Source organism: Nonomuraea sp. bgisy101, from assembly GCF_057708945.1.
The window spans coordinates 220,499-234,725 of sequence record NZ_JBYITD010000003.1 but is presented as its reverse complement, the minus strand read 5'-3'; the positions used below and the strand labels follow the sequence as shown (position 1 = coordinate 234,725).

General features: G+C 70.5%; 14 protein-coding genes. 7 read left to right on the top strand and 7 right to left on the bottom strand.

Annotated elements, in window-relative coordinates:
- Positions 1-567 precede the first annotated feature (567 nt).
- The 5 genes from radA to AC3EO4_RS07295 all read right to left on the bottom strand — a co-directional run bounded on the left by radA (position 568) and on the right by AC3EO4_RS07295 (position 4,924).
- Complete coding sequence (gene radA / locus AC3EO4_RS07315) at positions 568-1,980, bottom strand: DNA repair protein RadA (RefSeq protein WP_379574722.1); 1,413 nt, start codon at positions 1,978-1,980, stop codon at positions 568-570.
- 290 nt (positions 1,981-2,270) lie between these two features.
- Entirely contained in the window at positions 2,271-3,098 is an 828-nt protein-coding gene (locus tag AC3EO4_RS07310) for a hypothetical protein (protein WP_379574721.1), read from the bottom strand.
- 252 nt (positions 3,099-3,350) lie between these two features.
- Positions 3,351-3,656, bottom strand: coding sequence for a thioredoxin (gene trxA / locus AC3EO4_RS07305; protein ID WP_379574720.1), 306 nt, complete (start codon positions 3,654-3,656; stop codon positions 3,351-3,353).
- Entirely contained in the window at positions 3,637-4,026 is a 390-nt protein-coding gene (locus tag AC3EO4_RS07300; RefSeq protein ID WP_379574719.1) for a MerR family transcriptional regulator, read from the bottom strand. The genes trxA and AC3EO4_RS07300 overlap by 20 nt, the downstream gene beginning before the upstream one ends.
- A 199-nt stretch (positions 4,027-4,225) precedes the next feature.
- Positions 4,226-4,924: a class I SAM-dependent methyltransferase gene (locus AC3EO4_RS07295; RefSeq protein ID WP_379574718.1), complete on the bottom strand. Its 699-nt coding sequence runs from the start codon at positions 4,922-4,924 to the stop codon at positions 4,226-4,228.
- Between the two features lie 36 nt (positions 4,925-4,960).
- Here AC3EO4_RS07295 and AC3EO4_RS07290 point away from each other — a divergent pair, with 36 nt between their 5' ends.
- From AC3EO4_RS07290 to AC3EO4_RS07260, 7 genes are all read left to right on the top strand, one after another.
- The gene (locus tag AC3EO4_RS07290) at positions 4,961-5,770 is read left to right on the top strand and encodes a sugar phosphate isomerase/epimerase family protein (protein ID WP_379574717.1); all 810 of its coding nucleotides are present in this window, start codon (positions 4,961-4,963) and stop codon (positions 5,768-5,770) included.
- Positions 5,771-5,795: 25 nt separating this feature from the next.
- Complete coding sequence (locus AC3EO4_RS07285) at positions 5,796-6,587, top strand: class I SAM-dependent methyltransferase (protein WP_431894436.1); 792 nt, start codon at positions 5,796-5,798, stop codon at positions 6,585-6,587.
- A complete protein-coding gene (locus AC3EO4_RS07280) occupies positions 6,584-7,165 on the top strand; it encodes a TetR/AcrR family transcriptional regulator (RefSeq protein ID WP_431894435.1) in 582 nt (193 codons plus the stop codon). Before AC3EO4_RS07285 ends, AC3EO4_RS07280 begins: the two co-directional genes overlap by 4 nt.
- A gap of 94 nt (positions 7,166-7,259) precedes the next feature.
- Positions 7,260-9,353: a (Fe-S)-binding protein gene (locus AC3EO4_RS07275; RefSeq protein WP_431894433.1), complete on the top strand. Its 2,094-nt coding sequence runs from the start codon at positions 7,260-7,262 to the stop codon at positions 9,351-9,353.
- A 140-nt stretch (positions 9,354-9,493) separates the two neighbouring features.
- Positions 9,494-10,333, top strand: coding sequence for a hypothetical protein (locus AC3EO4_RS07270; protein ID WP_379574713.1), 840 nt, complete (start codon positions 9,494-9,496; stop codon positions 10,331-10,333).
- Positions 10,330-11,391, top strand: coding sequence for a glycosyltransferase (locus AC3EO4_RS07265; protein ID WP_379574712.1), 1,062 nt, complete (start codon positions 10,330-10,332; stop codon positions 11,389-11,391). Before AC3EO4_RS07270 ends, AC3EO4_RS07265 begins: the two co-directional genes overlap by 4 nt.
- A 17-nt stretch (positions 11,392-11,408) precedes the next feature.
- Positions 11,409-11,690 carry a metal-sensitive transcriptional regulator gene (locus AC3EO4_RS07260; protein ID WP_379574711.1) on the top strand — a complete coding sequence of 94 codons (282 nt, stop codon included), beginning with the start codon at positions 11,409-11,411 and terminating at the stop codon, positions 11,688-11,690.
- 86 nt (positions 11,691-11,776) lie between these two features.
- On the opposite strand, the gene AC3EO4_RS07255 is transcribed toward AC3EO4_RS07260, so the two are convergent.
- Complete coding sequence (locus AC3EO4_RS07255) at positions 11,777-11,938, bottom strand: hypothetical protein (RefSeq protein ID WP_175589978.1); 162 nt, start codon at positions 11,936-11,938, stop codon at positions 11,777-11,779.
- Between the two features lie 195 nt (positions 11,939-12,133).
- The gene (locus AC3EO4_RS07250; RefSeq protein WP_431894430.1) at positions 12,134-14,215 is read right to left on the bottom strand and encodes a hypothetical protein; all 2,082 of its coding nucleotides are present in this window, start codon (positions 14,213-14,215) and stop codon (positions 12,134-12,136) included.
- Positions 14,216-14,227: the final 12 nt, after the last annotated feature.

Below are 14,227 nucleotides of genomic sequence, written 5' to 3'. Positions count from 1 at the left end.
ACCTGTGTGCCGTACCCGCAGTCTCATCAACCCCATCCTCACCCGAGAGACCCCTCTCGGCTGGGCAGGCTGTTGTCGCAGGACAACCTCGCCTCCGTCTCCCGGCGAGCCGCGGTCAGGGGGACGAACCCGCTCCTGTCTGTACGGCACGCCGACGATAGGCCACCGTGGTCCGCCGGTCCCGCGCTGTCCATCACGCTACTGCGGGCCCACGGGGCCGGGCGCCGTTACGTCAGATCTCAGGACCGCTGTCCCCCTGCCCGTCCCGCGCGATTTCATCTCCTTTACTGATGATGGAGACCGGGATGCCCGTTGCCGGATCCGCGCAGTCGTTATCCAACCGTTGCCCTGACGACCGGGCACAGCCAGGCGCCGAACCCGCCGGACCGAGCGACCAGGCCAAGCGACCAGGTCAAGCGACCGGCCCGATCGACCGGCCCGATCGACCGGTCCGAGCGACCGGGCACGGGCAGGCGTCGAAGCGGTCGGGCTGGGCGGCCGGAACCAGGGCCGTGGGCGGCGAATGACGGGGGCAGGCGACCAGAAGAGGGTGGCGGGGCTGACGCGTCAGGTCACGTGGGTGAGGGCGTCCCAGACGTTCTCCGCCTCCATCACCTCGAAGCCGGGCGCGAACGCGACCGGCCCGACTGGGACGAGCGCGCGTTGCTCACCCGGACGGCGACGGCCGCCGTCCTCCAGCGAGCCCCGTGGCACGAGCGCCCGCTTGAACCCCAGCCGCGCCGCCTCTGACAACCGGCGACGGACGTCGCGCACGGGCCTGAGCTCGCCCGCCAGCCCCACCTCGCCCAGGGCGATGAGCCCCTGGGGGAGCGGCTTGTCGCCCGCCGCGCTGGCCACCGCGAGCATGACCGACAGGTCCACGGCGGGATCGGCCAGCTTGATGCCCCCGACGGTGGCCGTGAAGACGTCGCAGCCGCCGAGCCTGGCGTTGAGCCTGCGTTCGAGGACGGCCAGGATCATCTGCACCCTGAAGGGGTCGAGGCCGGAGGAGGTGCGGCGCGGCTGCTGCGCCTCGGTGCGCGCGACCAGCGCCTGGACCTCGGCGGGCAGCGGTCTGGTGCCCTCGACGGTGACGGTGACGCAGGTGCCGGGCACGGGCTCGCTGCGGCGGGAGACGAACAAGCCGCTCGGGTCGGTGATGCCCTCGATGCCGCGTTCGTGAAGGTCGAAGCAGCCGACCTCGTCCGTCGGGCCGAACCTGTTCTTGATCGCGCGAACCATGCGCAGCCTGGAGTGGCGGTCGCCTTCGAAGCTGAGCACGACGTCGACGAGGTGCTCGAGGGTGCGGGGGCCCGCGATCGAGCCCTCCTTGGTGACGTGGCCGACCAGGATGGTGGCCATGTTGCGCTCCTTGGCCAGCCGTACGAGATTGGCGGCCACCTCGCGCACCTGCGTGACGCCGCCGGGGACGCCGGTGGCCTGGGCCGAGCCGACGGTCTGCACCGAGTCGACGATCAGGAGCTGGGGCTGGACCTTCTCCACGTGGGTCATCAGCGCCGACAGCTCGGTCTCGGCGGCGAGGAAGAGATTGTCGCGGATCGCGCCGATGCGGTCGGCGCGCAGGCGGACCTGGGCGGCCGACTCCTCGCCCGTCAGGTAGAGGACGGTGGTCCGCTCGGCGATGCGGGCCGCGGCCTCCAGGAGGAGGGTGGACTTGCCGATGCCGGGCTCGCCCGCCAGCAGCAGGACCGCTCCCGGCACCAGGCCGCCGCCGAGCACCCTGTCGAGCTCGCTCACACCGGTGGTGCGGGCGGCCGCGATCTCCGCCTTGACGTCGCCGATCGGTACGGCGGGGCCGCTGGTGGCGCCTGGCTGGACCACGTGGACGCCCGCTCTCGCGCCCTCCTCGTCGACCGTGCCCCACGCCTGACACTCGCCGCATCTGCCGACCCACTTGGTGGTGCGCCAGCCGCACTCGGCGCAGCGGTATCCGGGCTTCTGCGCGGTCTTCGGTGCCATGCCGAGCAGGCTAGCCTGAGCCGCCGACAATCCGCCGCGTCCTGGTCGCGTCGCCCGAGGAGCTGGGGCCGTCGACCACGGCGCCGGCCTGCCCGGCCGCGGCCATGGCGGCGGAGCAGTCGACCGTGTCCTGTCGAAGCGTACGGGCCGGGCGGTCACGGCGGGGAAGCGCGGGCCGCGTCCTGGACAGGCACGGGCCGGCCCGGCCGGGTGTCAGAGTGGGGCAGGCCCGTGTCGTTCCGAAGCCGCGGACCAAGTCCGGCCGAGTGGTCGGAGCGGGGTGTCCCGCGTCATCGACGGCCCGGCTGGGCCCCGCCATCGCGCTCACGGTCGGCTCGCCTCATCCCGAAGGAGCGGGCTGCCTCGGCCGCGCGCTCACGGTCGGCGCGCGTCATCCCGAACGCTCGGCCACCCTCGGCCGAGCGGTCAGCGCGGTCGTGGCTCGCGTCGTCCCGCAGGCCAGGACGAACTCTCGTCAGGCCACGTCCGCGGTCGCTTTCGCGCTCCTCGTCGCGCAGGAAGGGCCGGCGGGACTCTCCCTCCAGCTCGATGCCCCTGACGATCCTGCCCAGCTCATGAACCAGCGACTCGCTGGCCATGACGGTGACCACGACGCCTTCGCGGTGGAGCCAGCCGATGTACTTCCCGCGGCCGACCGCGCCGAAGCTGTCCTGGACGAGCACCTTGCGACCGCCGAGCGTCGCGGTCCTCAGGTGCCCGGAGAACCCTCCGATGTCGAACGGGCTCCTCTTCAGCTGGGAGAGCGTCTGGACGTCCGGTGCGCAGATCACCCGCACCCCCAGGAACCTCTGCCTCGGGCTGGCGTCGCTGCGCGCGTCGGTCCACTGGTAGCCGTACTCCGAAACGTCGTCGAGCTCGCTGGTGATGACCTGACCCACCACGAAGCCCGACGGGAGGTGGGTGACGCGGACGCCCTCGATGGCGCGACCTCCCTTGGGCGGCTGGTCGGGGGTCGACTCGTCGGAGCGCTTGACCTCCGCCCTGCTCGGGACCGGACAGCCGGCCCGCGCGGCGGCGTGGGCGGGCGGGGCGATCAGCGTCCCGGTCGAGACCAGTGATGCCACGGACAGCGCGAATGCCTTCTGAAAGCGGTTCATGACGCTGTTGTACGCGTCCGCCGGAGCGGTGGTTCGTGGTTGCCTTCCATGTGGCGGTGCGCAAACTGCAAAAGTTAAGTCGATTGCAAATTTGGAGTCGACTGTGAACCGCCCACCGGAGGCGAGGCCGAGATCGCCGGTCACGAGCTCCTGCTCGGCGGGGCGCGCCTCTTCCGTCGCGCGAGCGGCTGAGGCCGGCGGGAGGGGGCGTCCTCAGGCCGCCGGCCGCGGGACGCGCAAGGACCGAAGGGTTCAGACGAGGCCGAGTTCGGCTTCCAGCATGCGCTTGGGCTTGGCGCCGACGACCTGCTTCACCGGCTCGCCGTTCTCGAAGAGCAGCAGAGTGGGGATGCCCATCACGCCGTACCTGGTCATGATCTCGGGGTTCTCGTCGGTGTTGAGCTTGCCGATGGTCAGCCCGTGCTCCGCCTGGATCTGGTCGAGGACCGGCGCCACCATTCTGCAGGGCCCGCACCATTCCGCCCAGAAGTCCACCAGGATCGGCTCGGAGCTCTTCAGCACGAGCTCCTCGAAGTTCTCAGTCGTCAGCTTGATCACGTTTCTCCTTCGCGAAACATCCCGGGCATGCGGCGGTGAGCTGGCCCGCCACCTCGGCCCTCCTGTCGAGCAGGACGCGGATCTCCTCGTCGATCTCGGCCAGCTTGCGCCGGTAGACGGCGACGGACTCCGCGCACGCGGCGCCCGTCGCGTGCCCCGCTCGCAGGCAGTCGACGAACGGGCGGGCGTCCTCGAGCGTGAACCCGACGGTGAGCAGGGCGCGGATCTCGCTGACCAGCCTCACGTCCTCGAGGGAGTACTCGCGGTAGCCGTTCGATCCCCTGCGCGCGCTGAGCAGTCCGTGCTGCTCGTAGTAGCGCAGGGAACGGGTGCTCGCGCCTGTCCGCTCGGCCAGCTCTCCGATCCGCATGCCCCCACGCTAAACCTTGACGCCAGTGTCAAGGTCAAGCCGGGCCGAGAAATGCCGACAAGGCGCCAAACCGGATGGACCGGGCATGCCGGTGGTGTGGCGCTCCGGGATGGGCGGCACGCGAGGGGAGCGGTGACGGTCCGGCCGGGTCGGACGGCGCGGTCCGGGTCCGGCCGTGGCGTGGGGCGGTGGCGAGGGCTCAGAAGTAGCGCCAGCGCAGGACGTTCGGGTAGGCGAGCTCCACCCCGCTCGTCTCCCTGATCGCCTCCTCCGCCACCTCCGGCGTGAACTCGATGCGCAGCACCGCCTCGAGATCGGCCCTTCGCTCGAAGACCATCCGCAGATCGAGCTCGTCCCGCTTCCAGCCCTGCCGCGACCAGAAGGCCTCCACGTCCTTCGCTGAATACGTGGGCACCGTCCGCTGGAACCAGCCGCCGAACGAACCCCGGGAGGCGTCCAGGTCGATCACGAACGCCGCGCCGCCTCGCCTTACCACGCGGGACAGCTCGCGCAGCCCCGGCTCGCACCCGGGGCCGAAGAAGTACGCCCACCTGGCGACGACCACGTCGACGCTCGCGTCGGGCAGCGGGAGCGCCTGCGCGGTGGCCGCGTGGACGGAGACGTTGGCCAGACCCGAGCAGCGGCGGCGGGCCAGGCCGACCAGGTCGCCATGGGGTTCGACGCCGATCACCTGGGCGGCGGAGGCGGCGAGGAGGGGCAGGTGGTAGCCGGTGCCGCAGCCGATGTCGAGCACGGTCGCGCCGTCCCACGGGCGGATCGCGCTCATCGCCGCGTTGGCCACGCCCTCGGGGTCGACCGCGCGGTTCTCCAGCTCGTAGATCGCGGGGGTGTTCCAGATGTTCGGGCTGGGGATGGCTCCCTTGGCGATGCGCGGCATGGCCCCACGGTACGGCCTCGCGCGTAGGCTGGCAGCGTGGCAGATGTCATCCGCGTGCCCAATGCGAAGATCGCATTGTCCACGGCTTCGGTATATCCGGAACGTACCCCTGATGCCTTCGAGCTGGCCGCGCGCCTCGGCTACGACGGCGTGGAGATCATGGTGGGGGCCGACCCCGTCAGCCAGGACATCGATGTCATCGAGCGGCTGTCGGACCACTACCAGGTGCCGGTCCTGGCGATTCACGCGCCCTGCCTGCTGGTGACCCAGCGCGTGTGGGGGCGCGACCCGTGGGCCAAGCTGCTCAAGGCGCAGAAGGCCGCCGAGCGGCTGGGCGCGCAGACGGTCGTGGTCCATCCGCCCTTCCGCTGGCAGCGCGACTACGCGCGCGACTTCGAGAACGGCCTGGCGAGGATGCGCGACGAGACTGACGTGATCTTCGCGGTGGAGAACATGTTCCCGCTCAAGGCGCGGGGCAACGACGTCGTGCCGTACTCACCGGACTGGAACCCGATCGACTACGCCTTCCCGCAGGTCACCCTCGACCTGTCGCACACGGCGGTCTCGGGCTCCGACGCGATGGAGATGGCGGTCAAGCTCGGCGACAGGCTCGCGCACCTTCACCTGGCCGACGGTCTCGGGGTGTCGAACAAGGACGAGCACCTGGTGCCGGGCAGGGGCAACCAGCCGTGCGCGCCGATCCTCGAACGGCTGGCGACGACCGGGTTCGGCGGGCTGGTGGTGCTGGAGATCAACACGCGCAGGGCGGCCAGCCGTACCGAGAGGATCGACGATCTGGCCGAGGGTCTCGCCTTCGCCAGGCTGCACCTTGCGGCGTCTAGATGAGCTCGGCGTGGGGCAAAGTGTTCTCATGAGTGTCACTGGCCCCTCTCGCGCGCTTGGCAGGGTGTTCGACCGGGTCGCCGACGCCTACGACGCGGCCCGCCCCGGCTACCCCGACGAGCTGTTCCGCGCTCTCGGCGAGATGTCGGGGGTGGAGCTGGCGGGCGCGACGGTGGTGGACGTCGGCGCGGGCACCGGCATCTCCGCGCGGGCCCTGCGGGAGCGGGGGGCGCGCGTGGTCGCCCTCGACCCGGGCCGCGAGATGCTCGCGCGGCTGGTGGCGCGCAACCTCTCCTCGAGTACGGCGGAGCCCCGGGGGCAGGGCGTCGTGGTCGCCGTGCAGGGGGACGGCGACGCGCTCCCGATCAGGGACGGCGGTGCCGACCTGGTGACTTATGCCCAGTCGTGGCACTGGCTCGACCCCGCGGCGTCCGTGACGGAGGCGCGGCGCGTGCTGCGCGTCGGCGGGGCGATCGCCGCCTGGTGGAACACGACCGACGCGGGCCGCGCCGACTGGCTGGCCGCCTACGAGGTGCGTCTGGCCGAGTCGTGCCCCACGTACTGGGGCCCCGCGCTGCCCGAGTGGAACGTGCCGCAGATCGCCGCCGCGCTGCCTGTCGAGGAGCGCTGGCTGCGCTGGACCCGCCTGGTCGCCGTCGACGACTTCCTGCTGGACCTGCGCTCCCACTCCTACATGGTGACGATGCCGCAGGAGGCGGCCGACGAGCTGGTCGCCATGCAGCGGGCCGAGCTCCTCAGGGTCTTCCCCGAGGGTGTGCTGACCGTCCCCATGCGCGTCTACCTGGCGGTCGGCCGATGACCGTCAAGCGCCGCACGGGACGCAGGCCGGGCGCCTCCGACACCCGGGGCGAGATCCTGGCCGCGGCCAGGCAGGTGTTCGCGGAGAAGGGGTTCGACAAGGCGTCGGTTCGCGGCATCGCCCGCGAGGCGGCCGTCGATCCCGCGCTCGTGCACCACTATTTCGAGACGAAGGAGGGCCTGTTCGTCGCGGCGATGCGCCTGCCCATCGACCCGGTCGAGGTGATAGGCCGGCTGCTGGAGGGGCCGCGAGAGGAGATCGGCGAGCGGCTCGTGAGGCTCATCCTCACGGTCACGGCCGACGAGGAGGCCAGGACGCCCGTGCTCGCGCTGATGCGTTCGGCGATGACCAACGAGCAGGCCGTGCACATGATGAGGGAGTTCATCACCAACGCGCTGCTGTACCGGGTGGCCGACGGTCTCGGCATCGCGCACCTGCGGATCGAGGCGGCGTTCGCCCAGCTCATCGGGGTGGTACTGGCCCGGTACGTGCTCAAGCTCGAACCGCTGGCCTCGGCCGATCTCGAGGAGCTGGTGGAACTGCTCGGTCCGACGGTACAGCGCTACCTGGCCCCGTAGAGCATCGTTCTACTATGGTCGCGGCGTGCTGTACCGACCAAAAGTTACCCGTCGGTAGGATAGTGCGCAGCCAACGCCGTCTGTGGGAGGACACGTGCTCTGGGTAGCCATCATCGGGCTCGCGATGACCGCGGCTGCGGTCGCGCTCGCGGGCCGCCGGGCGCTGTTCCTGTTCAAGCTCGCCACGGTGGGCCCGCCCGCGCCCGAACGGATCGAGTACGCCAAGGAGCACGCCGGCGACGAGATCAAGGCGCAGCTCGTCGAGGTCTTCGGGCAGAAGAAGCTGCTGAAGTGGACCCCGTCGGGCATCGCGCACTTCTTCGTCATGTGGGCGTTCTTCATCCTCCTGACGGTCTACATCGAGGCCTACGGCGCGATCATCCAGGGCGCGATCACCGGAAGGCCGGACTTCCACATCCCGCTCATCGGGCAGTGGTCGGTGCTGGGCTTCCTGCAGGACTTCATCGCGGTGGCGTGCGTGCTCGGCCTGATCGTGTTCGCCGCGATCAGGATCAAGAACTCCCCGAAGACCCTGGGTCGCAGGTCGCGCTTCTCCGGCTCGCATCTCGGCGGCGCCTGGCTCGTCCTGTTCATGATCTTCAACATCATCTGGACGCTGTTCCTGGCCCGCGGCGCGGCGGCGGCCAACGGCAACTTCCCGTACGACGGCGGCGCGTTCGTGTCGCTGGCCCTGGGCCAGGTGCTGCCCGCCAGTCACCTGCTCGAGCAGATCGCGCTGCTGCTGCACATCGGCTTCATGCTGGTGTTCCTCGTCATCGTGGTGAACTCCAAGCACCTGCACATCTTCACCGCGCCGCTGAACGTGCTGTTCTCCCGCCGTCCCGACGGCCTCGGCGGCGCCCCCGAGCTGCGCATCGACGGCAAGCCCGTCGACTTCGAGGACGAGGACCTCGACCCCGAAAGGCTCGGCCGCGGCAAGATCGGTGACACGACGTGGAAGGGCTTCCTCGACTTCTACTCCTGCACCGAGTGCGGCCGCTGTCAGTCGCAGTGCCCTGCGTGGAACACCGACAAGCCGCTGTCGCCGAAGATGCTCATCCTCGACCAGCGCGACCACGCCTTCAAGGTCGCGCCGTACCTGCTGCAGGGCGACACCAGCCACGCCGACACCGACGTGCTCGCGCTGCTGGAGAAGCCGCTGGTCGGCGAGGAAGGCGTCATCCACCCGGACGTGCTGTGGTCGTGCACCAACTGCGGCGCCTGCGTCGAGCAGTGCCCTGTCGACATCGAGCACATCGACCACATCCTCGACATGCGCCGCTACCAGGTGATGGTCGAGTCGTCGTTCCCGTCCGAGGCGGGAGTGATGGTGAAGAACCTGGAGAACAAGGGCAACCCGTGGGGCATGTCCGAGATGAAGCGGGCTGACTGGATCGAGGAGCTGGACTTCGAGGTCACGCTCATCGACGAGAAGATGCCCGAGGACACCGAGTACCTGTTCTGGGTCGGCTGCGCGGGCGCGCTTGAGGACCGGGCGAAGAAGACCACGAAGGCCGTCGCCGAGCTGCTCCACATCGCCGGCGTGAAGTTCGCGGTGCTCGGCCCCGCCGAGGCGTGCACCGGTGACCCGGCCAGGCGCCTGGGCATGGAGTTCCTGTTCAACATGCTCGCCCAGCAGAACATCGAGACGCTGAACGAGGCAGGCGTCAAGAAGATCGTCGCCACCTGCCCGCACTGTTTCAACACCCTCGCCAACGAGTATCCGCAGCTCGGCGGCACCTACGAGGTCGTGCACCACACGCAGCTACTGGCCAAGCTCGTCGACGAGGGCCTGCTCACCCCGGTCACCCCGATCGAGGAGAAGATCACCTACCACGACCCGTGCTTCCTCGGCCGCCACAACAAGGTCTACAGCCAGCCGCGCGACATCATGTCGAAGGTGCCGGGCGTGCAGACGCAGGAGATGCACAGGCACAAGGACAGGGGCTTCTGCTGCGGCGCCGGCGGCGCCCGCATGTGGATGGAGGAGCGCATCGGCAAGCGCATCAACACCGAGCGGGTGGACGAGGCGCTGACCACGAATCCGGACACCGTCTCCACCGCATGTCCCTTCTGCATGGTGATGCTCGGTGACGCGATCAACGAGAAGAAGAACAACGGCGAGGCCAAGGAAACCCTCGAAGTGGTCGACGTCGCGCAACTGTTGATCAAGTCTGTCAAGGGTTGAGTCGGAAGTCCGCAACACCGGGTGTTGCGGACTTTCGCATGTCAGACACGCGACGAAGCCGAAAAGCTTTCTCCACATAACGGGAAAATCACGGTAACCTCAACGTCGCATGGCTTCATTCGACGGGGAGGGGGCTGCGGATGCGCGTCGTCGTGACGGACGCGGAAGTCACCCTGGCTGACGTGCTCTCCCTGCGACTCGCCATCGAAGGACCGCTGAAACCCGGGACGAAACTGGTGCTGCGCCATCGTGCGACGGGCGTGGAGCGGGAGGTCGCGCTCGGCGCGTCGAGGGCGAAGGCGCGCGACGCCACTCTCGCGGTATCGCTGGCACCGTTGACGCTGGCGGCGGGTCGCTGGGACACCTATCTGCGCCAGGAGGACGGCAGGACGCGCATCAGGAGCGTCGACCCTGGCTTCTCCCTCGACCACCTCGACACCTACGCGCTGTCGAAACGCACCGTCGCCTACCGCGCCTACCGCACCAGGAACGGCTACCTCGCGCTGAAGGTCTCCGACGCCGAGCCTGCGGCCGAGGTGCGCGCGGTCTGGTTCAGAGAGGGCAGGTTCGAGGTCACGGGGCTGCTCGCCTACACCGGGCTCGATGACGACGACTCCAGGCACGAGGCCAGGCTGTCGCTGCGGCGCAGGCAGCCTTCGCTGGTCAGGGACGCCCGCGAGGGGGTCAGGACGGCGCCGGCGCCCACCACCGTGGCCGCCGCCGCGACCGTGCAGGGCGTGCGCTTCCACGCCGCCGTCTCCCTGGTCGACGTGGTGGCCGCCGACCCCGAGGGCGTCGGGATGTGGGAGCCGTCGCTGGAGGTGGAGGGCGTGCCCACACCGCTACGGCTGGCCTCCCGCCTCGACGACGTGGACGGCAAGCGGCGCCGCCTGAACTACCCGGCGATGAGCGTGGACGGCGTGCCCGTACGCCCCTGCTACACCGCCGACGACGAACTGCGGATCGAGGTGGGCGCGTGAAGGTCAGCCTCGTGCTCCCTTCCGCATACGGCATGCGCGGCGACGTCCGCTCGATACTCAACCTGGCCTCGGACCTGGCGGAGCGGCACGAGGTCGAGGTGATCAGCGTCAGGCGGCAGAAGGAGAAGCCGTTCTTCGCCGTCAGCGACAAGGTGCGGATGCGCTCGCTCATCGACGCGAGGCCGGGAGCCCGGCATCTGTTGCCGCGGGGGCAGATGCGCACGGAGGTGGCGCTGTGGCGGCTGCTTCGCGCGCTCAAGAGTGACGTTCTCGTCACCACCAGGCCCGCGATCAGTGTCCAGGCGGCCAGGTATGCGCCGAAGGAACTGCTCAAGATCGCGCGGGAGTGGGGGCGGCCTGCCGTGCCGGGTCCCGTGCAGCGGTTCTACCCGCGGCTCGACGCGGTCGTGACGGCCACGGAGAGCGGGCGGGAGGACTGGGAGCGGCTGCTGGAGGGCGGGCCCTCCGTCCACATGGTGCCCGACGCGCTGCCCGGCGGGTTGTGGCCGCGTTCCAGGATGGACAACAGGATCGTGGCGACCGGAGGGCGCTGGGTCGCCACCCGCGCCTACGACCGGCTGATCAGGGCGTTCGCGATCGTGGCCGACAAGCGCCCCGACTGGCGGCTCAGGCTGTACGGCGGCGGCCCGGAGGAGCGCAGGCTGCGTGACCTGGTCTGCGACCTGAACCTGCACAACCACGTCTACTTCATGGGGACCACGCCCGACCTCGCGGGAGAGTTCGCCAAGGCCTCCATCGTCGCGACCACCTCGCGCGCCGAGACGCAGGGGATGGCCGTCCTGGAGGCGATGGGGTGCGGCGTGCCCGTCGTCGGGTTCGACGGCGCCCGCGGCCCCGCCGAGTACATCATCACCGGCTACAACGGCGTGCTCGTGCCCGAGGGGCAGATCGAGATGTACGCCGCGGCGCTGCTCACGCTGATCGACGACGACCGCAGGCGCAGATCGCTCGCCGCGGGCGCGCTCGACACGGCGTCCAGGCACGGGGCCGCCGAGGTCTCGGCTCTGTGGGAAGGATTGATCGGCGGCCTCCGCTGAATGGGTACCTTTGATGCATGCATGGGTACAGCGGAGACAAGCAGGCCTATCTGACCCGTCTGCGACGGATCGAGGGTCAGATCAGGGGCCTGCAGCGCATGGTGGAGGACGACGCGTACTGCATCGACATCCTCACCCAGGTCTCGGCGGCGACGAGGGCGCTACAGGCGGTGGCGCTCGGGCTGCTGGAGGAGCACATCTCCCACTGCGTGACCGACGCGATCAGCTCCGGCGGGCCCGAGGCGGAGGCGAAGGTCAAGGAGGCGTCCGCGGCGATCGCCCGGCTCGTTCGCTCGTGACTAGTCATCTCGGGCTTCGGTGAACCATCCGAATAACCGTGTCCCGGACCCCGCGGGAGTCCGGGACTAGGTCAATGTGATGGTCTTCAGCGGCTCGCCGAAGTCCGCAATCCGAGCGCGTCGTCGAGTTCGTCCAAGGTCAGCCGCCGTTCACTGATGGCTACGGCGGTCAGCACCTCGGCGTAGAGTGCAATCTCGTCCAACGCGACACGGTCGTGGACCCGAGAGTCCAGGTCGTCGTGCCCCACCGCGTCGTCCTTCCTTCCGCAGCCCACACCCTCTTCGAGGTTACGGCGGAGGCCCTTCCGGCGACATGGCCCATCGGGGTCATTCCTTGCGGCGCCATCCTGCCCCCCCAAGGATCATTTCCCGATTCCGAGATCACAATTCGGAGAATTCTCGTCCTAGAACGATATTTACCGAGTAAGGGTGAAATAACGGGATTAGTGGTTTAGATGGGGATCGTCGCGCTCATGGATGAGCCTGTGCACGATCGCGGCCGCCCCAGGGAAACCACGCTCGGGCGCGGGCGTGCGGGTGAGACGGCACCAGGCCAGCCCCGCCGCGTAGGCGGCGCCCAGCACCGCCGCCGCGCCGTCTCTGGTGGGCGGTACGGCGTCCAGCCAGCGCGGGCCCACCTCGAACCCGTCGGGCTCGGTGTGCTCGCCCCTCGGCGCGGAGAGCTGGACATGGAGCGCGTGACGAAGCCGGTGATCCAGCCATGCCGCGACCGTCGGCAGCCCCTCGGGCGCGTCGGCGTGGTCGGCGGCGAGGAGGGCGGCCGCCGTCCTGTGCGGGTCGCTGGAGAAGGCCACGGCCTCCAGGAGGTCGCCGACGGTGTGGCGGAAGTGCTCTCCAGGGTCGGTCTCGGCGAGGACGGCCCGCGCGAGGCGTTCGGGCACCCTGGACAGCCAGGCTCCCCGCAGCGCCTTGTCGGCGTCTCTGGCGGCTCTGTCGCCTTCCCCCGCGCCCGCCTCCCCCGAAGAGCCGGTGCCGGGCCGCCCCGAGGAACCGGAGCCGGACCGACCCGCGGTGCCGGTGCCGGGCTGTCGTGAAGTGCCGGTGTCGGTGCCGGGCCGGCCCGCGGTGCCTGTGCCGGGCTGCCCTGAAGTGCCGGTGCCGGGCGGGCCCGCGGTGCCTGTGGCGGGCTGTCCTGAGGTGCCTGTGCCGGGCTGTCCCGAAGTCCGAGAGCCGGGCGGGCCCGCGGTGCCGGTGCCGGGCCGCCACGAAGAGCCGGTGGTGGGCGGCGCCGAATCGCCAAAGGAGCCGGGCCATCCCGGAGCGCCGGTCGGCGTCCTGCCCGAGGTGCCGGTGGAGGCCGGTCCCGACGTCCCCGTCGAGGCCCCGTTCCACTGGCCGGTGGGCGACCACGCCCCTGTGTCACGCGGGTCGCCCGTGGCGGCCCCTCCGGTGTGAGGTCCGGTGCGGCCCTGCCATGACGTCTGCCGCGGCTGCCCGGTGGGTCCGTGATCCGCCGTGTGCTGGACGTGCCCAGTCGTGCTCTGGGGCCCGCCGGTCGTGTGCGGGTGCCCGCCGTCCGTGTGCGGGTGCCCGCCGGTCGTGTGCGGGTGCCCGCCGGTCGTGTGCGGGTGCGCGCCGGTCGTGTGCTGGGGCCTGCCTGTGTGCAGGGGACCGCCGGTCGTGTGCTGGGGGCCGGAGGGGAAAGGGGGCGGCGGGGGGAACGGGCCGGTCGCGGGCCCCAGTGGCACGACAGGACCCGTGGCGAGGCGTGGCAGCGGACCCGTGGCGGTCCGGTTGTCGAGGGAGGGGTTGTGGAGCGTGGGCTCCAGCATCGCGATGAGCGCCTCGGCCCTCGGGCGGAAGCGCGCGTCGGCCGCCACGATCCCCGCCGTGTCGGCCATGAGGGCGGCAAGGCGCAACGCCGCGCGGGGAGCGCCGGAGCGGACGCGCTCGCCGTACAGGGTGACGAGGGACCTCAGCGGCGGGGACGGCAGCCAGCGCACCCACTCGTCGCCGGGCAGCGGACGGCCCAGGTACTCGCCGAACACCGACAGGAGCTGCTCGTTGCCGTCGAAGGCGGGCGCGTAGGCGCACCACATGATCGTCGCCCAGATCGCCGCCACTGTGCTCGGCACGTCGCCCGCGAAGACCTCGCGGAAGGAGGTCAGCGGGTACTCCTCGACGGAGCGCCTGCCGTTGGCCCTGACGAGCGCGCGGATCTCCGCGGTGAGGGCGGCCGGCACGTCGGGCCCGACGAACGCCTGGCTGGACCAGCGTTCGGCGGCGAAGTCAGGGCCGGTCGGCACCAGATGCGGCAGCAGCACGCCTCTGTAGTGCTCGGCGCGGGCGGGGCAGTTGCGCGGCGGCGCGGACAGGTGCCAGCGGCCGTCGCCGGGGTCCTGGAGGTACCAGCGGGCGTGCGCGCCGAACACCCACCTGCCACCGTCCGGGGTGGCCAGCGCCCTGGAGGCGATGGCGTTGGCCCTGGTCTGGAGAGGGAGGGTCGCCCAGCGCGGGTCCGTGACCATTGCGCGGACGTCCGCCTCGATGGCCGTGAACCGCATGGCGGCATCGTA

Coding starts and splice junctions, on each gene's coding strand:
- radA (WP_379574722.1), bottom strand. CDS start 1,980: ATGGCACCGAAGACCGCGCAGAAGCCCGGATACCGCTGCGCCGAGTGC.
- AC3EO4_RS07310 (WP_379574721.1), bottom strand. CDS start 3,098: ATGAACCGCTTTCAGAAGGCATTCGCGCTGTCCGTGGCATCACTGGTC.
- AC3EO4_RS07300 (WP_379574719.1), bottom strand. CDS start 4,026: ATGCGGATCGGAGAGCTGGCCGAGCGGACAGGCGCGAGCACCCGTTCC.
- AC3EO4_RS07295 (WP_379574718.1), bottom strand. CDS start 4,924: ATGCCGCGCATCGCCAAGGGAGCCATCCCCAGCCCGAACATCTGGAAC.
- AC3EO4_RS07285 (WP_431894436.1), top strand. CDS start 5,796: ATGAGTGTCACTGGCCCCTCTCGCGCGCTTGGCAGGGTGTTCGACCGG.
- AC3EO4_RS07280 (WP_431894435.1), top strand. CDS start 6,584: ATGACCGTCAAGCGCCGCACGGGACGCAGGCCGGGCGCCTCCGACACC.
- AC3EO4_RS07270 (WP_379574713.1), top strand. CDS start 9,494: ATGCGCGTCGTCGTGACGGACGCGGAAGTCACCCTGGCTGACGTGCTC.
- AC3EO4_RS07260 (WP_379574711.1), top strand. CDS start 11,409: ATGCATGGGTACAGCGGAGACAAGCAGGCCTATCTGACCCGTCTGCGA.
- AC3EO4_RS07250 (WP_431894430.1), bottom strand. CDS start 14,215: ATGCGGTTCACGGCCATCGAGGCGGACGTCCGCGCAATGGTCACGGAC.